Source organism: Bacillus cereus group sp. BfR-BA-01347, from assembly GCF_022663835.1.
Classification (GTDB): Bacteria; Bacillota; Bacilli; order Bacillales; family Bacillaceae_G; genus Bacillus_A; species Bacillus_A thuringiensis_K.
In genome coordinates, this window is sequence record NZ_JAKUGG010000060.1 from 1 (window position 1) to 5,764 (window position 5,764).

Genomic DNA, 5,764 nt, shown 5'->3' on the forward strand with positions numbered 1-5,764 from the left:
GATGGCAGAGAGGTCACACCCGTTCCCATACCGAACACGGAAGTTAAGCTCTCTAGCGCCGATGGTAGTTGGGACCTTGTCCCTGTGAGAGTAGGACGTCGCCAAGCAACTTTAAGACAAGTCAGAATGACTTGTCTTTTTTGTGTTTTATAAAAATAAGAATGGGTGGTAAATCTCAGTTTTTTATAATTTCACTTTATTGTTCACATCAACAAGTTCAAAACGCTCACAGACGAGTAACATATCTTCAGAGAAATTAAGACCAAGCTCATTTAGTTCCTTTGTAAAAAAACGAACATGGGTGTCTCTCCAGTAATTGTAAGTACGATCTCCTTCGCCTTCAGCGATAGCGAATTCTTCGCTTACTTCATTCATTGGTGTTACAGTTACTTCTATTATCTTAATAATAGCTACAGGTTCATCATTACTATTAAGTATAATACTATAATCATTAGTGGTCGGTAGCGGTTCATTTTCTAATTCATAAAAAATGTGACCGGAGCATGTAGCAGTTTTAATACCGTCAATTACTAGTTGTGCAAGATAATTAGGGGAATCTCCAAATTGCCAAGCTATAACAGATTCTGGTTTTTTGTTGTTTCCCCAATAAATATTCCAATATGTCTGTGCTAATTGATTCATTTTATCGTCACCTCACTCTAATTAATATTTAGTCGCTTTATAATTCCTAGGAGATTTATTTATTTACTTATTCTGTCTTTGTGCTCATTTAAAATTTGTATCAGTGTGTTGCAAATTTCAAAGATACTATGTGGAATGAATATGGTTTGTAAATATGTTCTGTACATATATGGGATCTTTAATTTTCCAATTGCATTTTATGATAAAGGATATAGTTACTTAAAGAACCTTCAGACTATTAATGGTAGTTTATTATCACTATGCCATATTGAAGTGAGTAGTACTAGAGTTGAAATAGATAAAAAACCGATATTCTAAAATTGAATATCAGTTTAATGATATGTGACTTATATGAATCTATAGTAATACGAAAAGCGTAAATAAGATAGCCAGCAAAATACGATAGTATGCAAAAGGTTTTAAACCTATCTTCTCTAAAAGCTTTAGAAAAGTTACTACCGCTAGCATCGCTACTATAAAAGAGGTAATGAATCCTACCGCAAACATAGGGATGTCATCGACACTTAAATACGTCCAGCTTTTTAGTAAGTCTAAGCCTGTAGCCCCAATCATTACAGGAAGAGCTATTAGAAAAGAGAATTCAGATGCAGTCTTATAATTTACTTTTGCCAATAGACCTCCAGAGATAGTAGAGCCGGCTCTAGAGAAGCCAGGGTATACTGCTAAACATTGAAATAATCCAATTGTTAATGCTTGACGGTACGTTAAATCGTCCAGTGAATAGGAGGTTGCTTCTTGCTTTTTTACTTCTGCAAAGATCATAAGAATTGCTCCTGCTACAAGTCCAATCACAACAGTGTATGGCTGAAATAAGTAAGTTTTAATAACATCATGTAGTAGCAAACCAGCAACTACTGCCGGAAATACGCCAAGAAATACATGGAACGCGTTGAATTTTTTCTCTTTGCGTAGAAGAGGCTTAATATTACATAAAGAAACGAGGCGTTTATGATATAAAATTGCAATAGCTAAAATTGCGCCTAGCTGAATAACAATTTCAAACGTTTTTGCTCTTTCTCCTTCAAAGCCTAATAAATGCCCGACTAATATAAGGTGGCCAGTAGAGGATATAGGTAAAAATTCAGCTAATCCTTCTACAATACCGAGTATGAAGGCAATAATGATATCGCTCATAGTTTCACTCCTATAAATTAATGAATGTCTACTTTCTTAAAATAGAATAGTGTTGCAATAAATCCGAAAATTGCTGTTGCTGCAATGATGATATAAGAATACTCTGGTGGATATGTCGGTTGTAATTCATTATTTGCAATATCTAGAGTAGCGGTCCACGGAAATAAATCTTTATGTTTGGAGTTTACGAGCATAAGATTCATCATTGTAATAATGACTGTTAATATAATAGGCGGTACATAGCTCTTCATTACAAGAGTTAATAGCACAATAGGTGAAGACAATAGAAAGAGAAGTCCACCACATATTAAAAATTTTAGGAAAGAACCTAAAAGTAAAGTAATGTTAAAACCAGGGAAGTTCCCCAATAGCCCTAATACTACAGTAAGCGACCAAGCGACTAAAGTTAGCATCATAATCCAAAGGAAGAGGATGATGAACTTACTTATAATAAAACTAATGCGCGACACGGGGATAGTTAGTAAATTTTTTAGTGTATCTTCTGCATATTCGCGGGTAAACATATAAGCAACAACTACTCCGTATAAAGGGAATCCTATAACTAAAGTAGTATATAAGTTAACGTCAGTGAATAACTGGTGGAACCAAATAGTCGGAGTTGGCTGTTTTGTTTTTATATGTATATAAGAGGCTACTACGACTAAGAAAGGTGCGACACCAGCTCCAATAATGCTAATTAAAAACATATTAGAGCGTTTTAGTTTTAATAGTTCTGTATAGAGTAGATTAACCAATTGTCCCACCTCCAACTAGTTTGGTGAAATAATCTTCTAATCTGTCTTCACTGATCATCATTTTTAATACTTCGATATCATTAAGAACGAATGTTCTGTTGATGTATCCTTGTTGCCCAAAATGAGAGTAAATGCGAATATTCCCTTCATCATGTACCTCATAATCGAAAATTTGAAATTGATTTTCTAATAGCATCGCAGCTTTATTGTCATTATTCACCTGAAATTCTATGTACTTACGGTTTGCTTTGCGCAGCTTATCAAGAGAAACTTCTTCTAGTAACCTTCCTTCGTGAATAATTCCGATACGATCAACTAACTGTTCTACCTCTGCTAAAATGTGACTAGAAATGAGTATCGTTATATTCCTTTCTTGAGCTAAAGAATGAATAAGTTTTCGCATTTCTTTAATACCGATGGGGTCTAGTCCGTTAGTCGGTTCATCTAATATGAGTAGTTCGGGATAATGGAGAAGAGCGCGTGCAATTCCTAGGCGCTGCTTCATGCCTAGAGAATACTTTCCTACTAACTTTTTTGTTTCATGCTGCAAGCCCACTATTTCTAATGCTTCTTCAATAGCATTCTTTTTGTAAACCCCGATTATCTTTGCATTAATTAATAAGTTTTCTTTTGCAGTTAAGTTTTCATAAAACCCTGGAACTTCAACGATAGAACCAATTCTACTTAAAATATCTTTTTGATTTTGAAATAAGTCCTCTCCGAATATTTCGATAGTTCCACTTGTAGGCTTTATAAGACTAAGCAGCATACGAATGGTTGTCGTTTTACCAGCACCGTTACGTCCTATGAATCCATAAATTTCTCCTTGTTGAACGTTAATATTTAGATTATCTACGGATTTTTGCTTGCCATATACTTTAGTAAGATTAGTCGTTTTTATAATTGTGTTTATAGGAGTCACCTACTTTCTATAAGTTCTTATTTACATGATAAAAAGGAAGGCTTAACTGCATATTAATCATTTCTTAACTATTTCTTAAAAGTATTGTGTTTTGGAATGGAAAAGCCAAAAGTGGTTCGTTCCCATGGAATACTTTTAACCCATATATGCCCACCATTCCTCTCAACGAGCGCTTTAGAAATAGAAAGTCCGAGCCCGCTACCACCAAAAGACGAGTTTCTTGATTGTTCGCTTCGGTACATTCGCTCGAATACGTTTTGTAAATCATGTTTTGGAATACCAGGACCTTTATCCCAAATAAGAAGTTCATATGCTGCATCCGTTTCTAGTAGTTCGACTCCTATTGTTTTCCCATTCTTTCCGTAATAAATGGCATTTTTCATTAAGTTACCTATAATCCGCATAAGGCTTAGGTGATCTGCAATGATAGGACAAGTAGACTCTGGTATAAGAACTTGTAGTTTAATATTATGTTTTGAGAGTTCGGGTAAAAACTCGATCAAAGCTTCTCTAGTAACTTCAGAAAAGTCGAGTTTTTCTTCTTTTAGTGGAAATTCATTAGCGTCTAGCTTTGCCATATTGAATATTTCATCAACTAGGTGCTTTAAGTTATTTGATTTCATATAAAGTATTTTAAGATATTCTTGCTTTTCTATTTCAGAAGCAGCAACCCCATCTTTTAAAGCATCGATATATCCAATAATGGAGGTGAGTGGTGTTCGGATATCGTGTGAGATACTAGATAAAAGTTGTTTTCTAGATTCCTCAGACCTTTTTGCTTTAATCCGAACCTTTTCTAATTCAGCTATTAGTTCGTTTATTGAAAAAACGATATTATGTAACGATTGATCATTACTTGTGAATAATCTCGTTTGTAAATTCCCCTTTAGTGCACGACTTAATTTAGTGTCTATTGATTTGCGATTTTGAATGAATTGTATTCTTGAAAAGAAGAGATACATTGTAATTAAGATAAGGGTAATAAATAAAGAAATTTTTACTTTTGGATCCATTTGTATATTTAAAAGCCCGTAAATGATAAGTTGTAATGAAATAAGGAAGAGGATTTTATCGATCTTCAAGCTTTTCACCTACAAACTTATAACCAATTCCCCATACAGTTTGAATGAATTTTGGATTGGAAGGATCGATTTCTATTTTCTTTCTAAGTTTTCGAATATGTACCATAACGGTATTATCATCTTCTATATAATTATCGTCCCATACATTGCGGAAGAGCTGTGTTTTTGTAAATACTTGTCCTGGGTTTGAAGTAAAGAATTTTAATAGTTCTAATTCTTTTCCGGTTAAGCTGATTTCTTCTTTATTTGTGTGAACTGTATATGTATTTAAATTGATAGTTAGTCCTTTAAAAGCTAAAGTTGTCTGCTCTTGTACACTAATGTTACTTCCAAGAACGAAAAAACGCCGTATAAGAGCTTTGACTCGTGCAACCACTTCGTGAATGCTGAAAGGCTTCGTAATGTAATCATCAGCACCAATGCTTAAACCTAAAATTTTATCGACTTCGTGATCTTTAGCGGTTAGCATTAATATCGGTACGTTAGTTTTATCCCTTAGCTTTCTACATACTTCGATACCATCTACTTTCGGCATCATAAGATCTAATATAACGAGGCTATAGTTGTTTTGATTAAATAACTGTAAGGCTACTTCGCCATCAATCGCAGTATCTACCATATATAATTCTCGTTCTAAATATATTTTTAGTAAATTACGGATTTCTTTATCATCGTCTGCTATAAGGATACGTATATCTTTCATATCTTCACCTACTTCTAATGGATTTCATTGATGGTACAACAACACTCTAATTATATACTAGTATTTGTTAAAATAAGATTAACAGTTTTGGGGAAGGGAAATATTCAAGCAAATTAAGCCTAGGGTCAAAGTAAATTGAATATGTTTTGCGAGAATAAATTAAAGAGAAGCAGAAGGTAGTTTTACGGTAATGAATTTTTGTAGGGACGTATATAGCCAAAAGAGCGTAAAAAACATTTAATTGAATATCTTTATAAAAAGTGTTGACGATTAGAGTATAGAGGTGTAATATAGAACAAGTCGCCGATGACAACAACGTCGAAAGTGACAAACGAAATAAAAAAATTAGTTGACATTGAAAGATGAAAATGTTAACATAAGGAAGTCGCAAATAAGCGACTAAGTAGTTCTTTGAAAACTGAACGAAACAAACAACGTGAAACGTCAATTTTTATTTTAGATGCTAGACAAACTAACTTTATTGGAGAGTTTGATCCTGGCTCAG

Annotated in this window: 6 protein-coding genes and 1 rRNA gene; 1 reads left to right on the top strand and 6 read right to left on the bottom strand. The window is 33.8% G+C overall.

Going from position 1 to position 5,764, the window contains the following annotated elements; genetic code table 11:
* Positions 1 to 107 (top strand): 5S ribosomal RNA (gene rrf, locus MR143_RS32520); the annotation flags it as partial.
* 76 nt (positions 108 to 183) lie between these two features.
* On the opposite strand, the gene MR143_RS32525 is transcribed toward rrf, so the two are convergent.
* From MR143_RS32525 to MR143_RS32550, 6 genes are all read right to left on the bottom strand, one after another.
* On the bottom strand, positions 184 to 642 hold the full coding sequence (locus MR143_RS32525; protein WP_001072426.1) for an ASCH domain-containing protein: 459 nt from the start codon (positions 640 to 642) through the stop codon (positions 184 to 186).
* A gap of 357 nt (positions 643 to 999) precedes the next feature.
* On the bottom strand, positions 1,000 to 1,797 hold the full coding sequence (gene uppP / locus MR143_RS32530; RefSeq protein ID WP_001279961.1) for an undecaprenyl-diphosphate phosphatase UppP: 798 nt from the start codon (positions 1,795 to 1,797) through the stop codon (positions 1,000 to 1,002).
* Positions 1,798 to 1,814: 17 nt separating this feature from the next.
* A complete protein-coding gene (locus MR143_RS32535) occupies positions 1,815 to 2,552 on the bottom strand; it encodes an ABC transporter permease (RefSeq protein WP_000247721.1) in 738 nt (245 codons plus the stop codon).
* On the bottom strand, positions 2,545 to 3,474 hold the full coding sequence (locus MR143_RS32540; protein WP_000187942.1) for an ABC transporter ATP-binding protein: 930 nt from the start codon (positions 3,472 to 3,474) through the stop codon (positions 2,545 to 2,547). The genes MR143_RS32535 and MR143_RS32540 overlap by 8 nt, the downstream gene beginning before the upstream one ends.
* Positions 3,475 to 3,542: 68 nt before the next feature.
* Positions 3,543 to 4,556 (bottom strand): sensor histidine kinase, encoded by a 1,014-nt coding sequence (locus tag MR143_RS32545; protein ID WP_000686997.1) that lies wholly within the window; start codon positions 4,554 to 4,556, stop codon positions 3,543 to 3,545.
* Positions 4,543 to 5,259: a response regulator transcription factor gene (locus tag MR143_RS32550; RefSeq protein ID WP_000651981.1), complete on the bottom strand. Its 717-nt coding sequence runs from the start codon at positions 5,257 to 5,259 to the stop codon at positions 4,543 to 4,545. The genes MR143_RS32545 and MR143_RS32550 overlap by 14 nt, the downstream gene beginning before the upstream one ends.
* Positions 5,260 to 5,764 lie beyond the last annotated feature (505 nt).

Coding starts and splice junctions, on each gene's coding strand:
- MR143_RS32525 (WP_001072426.1), bottom strand. CDS start 642: ATGAATCAATTAGCACAGACATATTGGAATATTTATTGGGGAAACAAC.
- uppP (WP_001279961.1), bottom strand. CDS start 1,797: ATGAGCGATATCATTATTGCCTTCATACTCGGTATTGTAGAAGGATTA.
- MR143_RS32550 (WP_000651981.1), bottom strand. CDS start 5,259: ATGAAAGATATACGTATCCTTATAGCAGACGATGATAAAGAAATCCGT.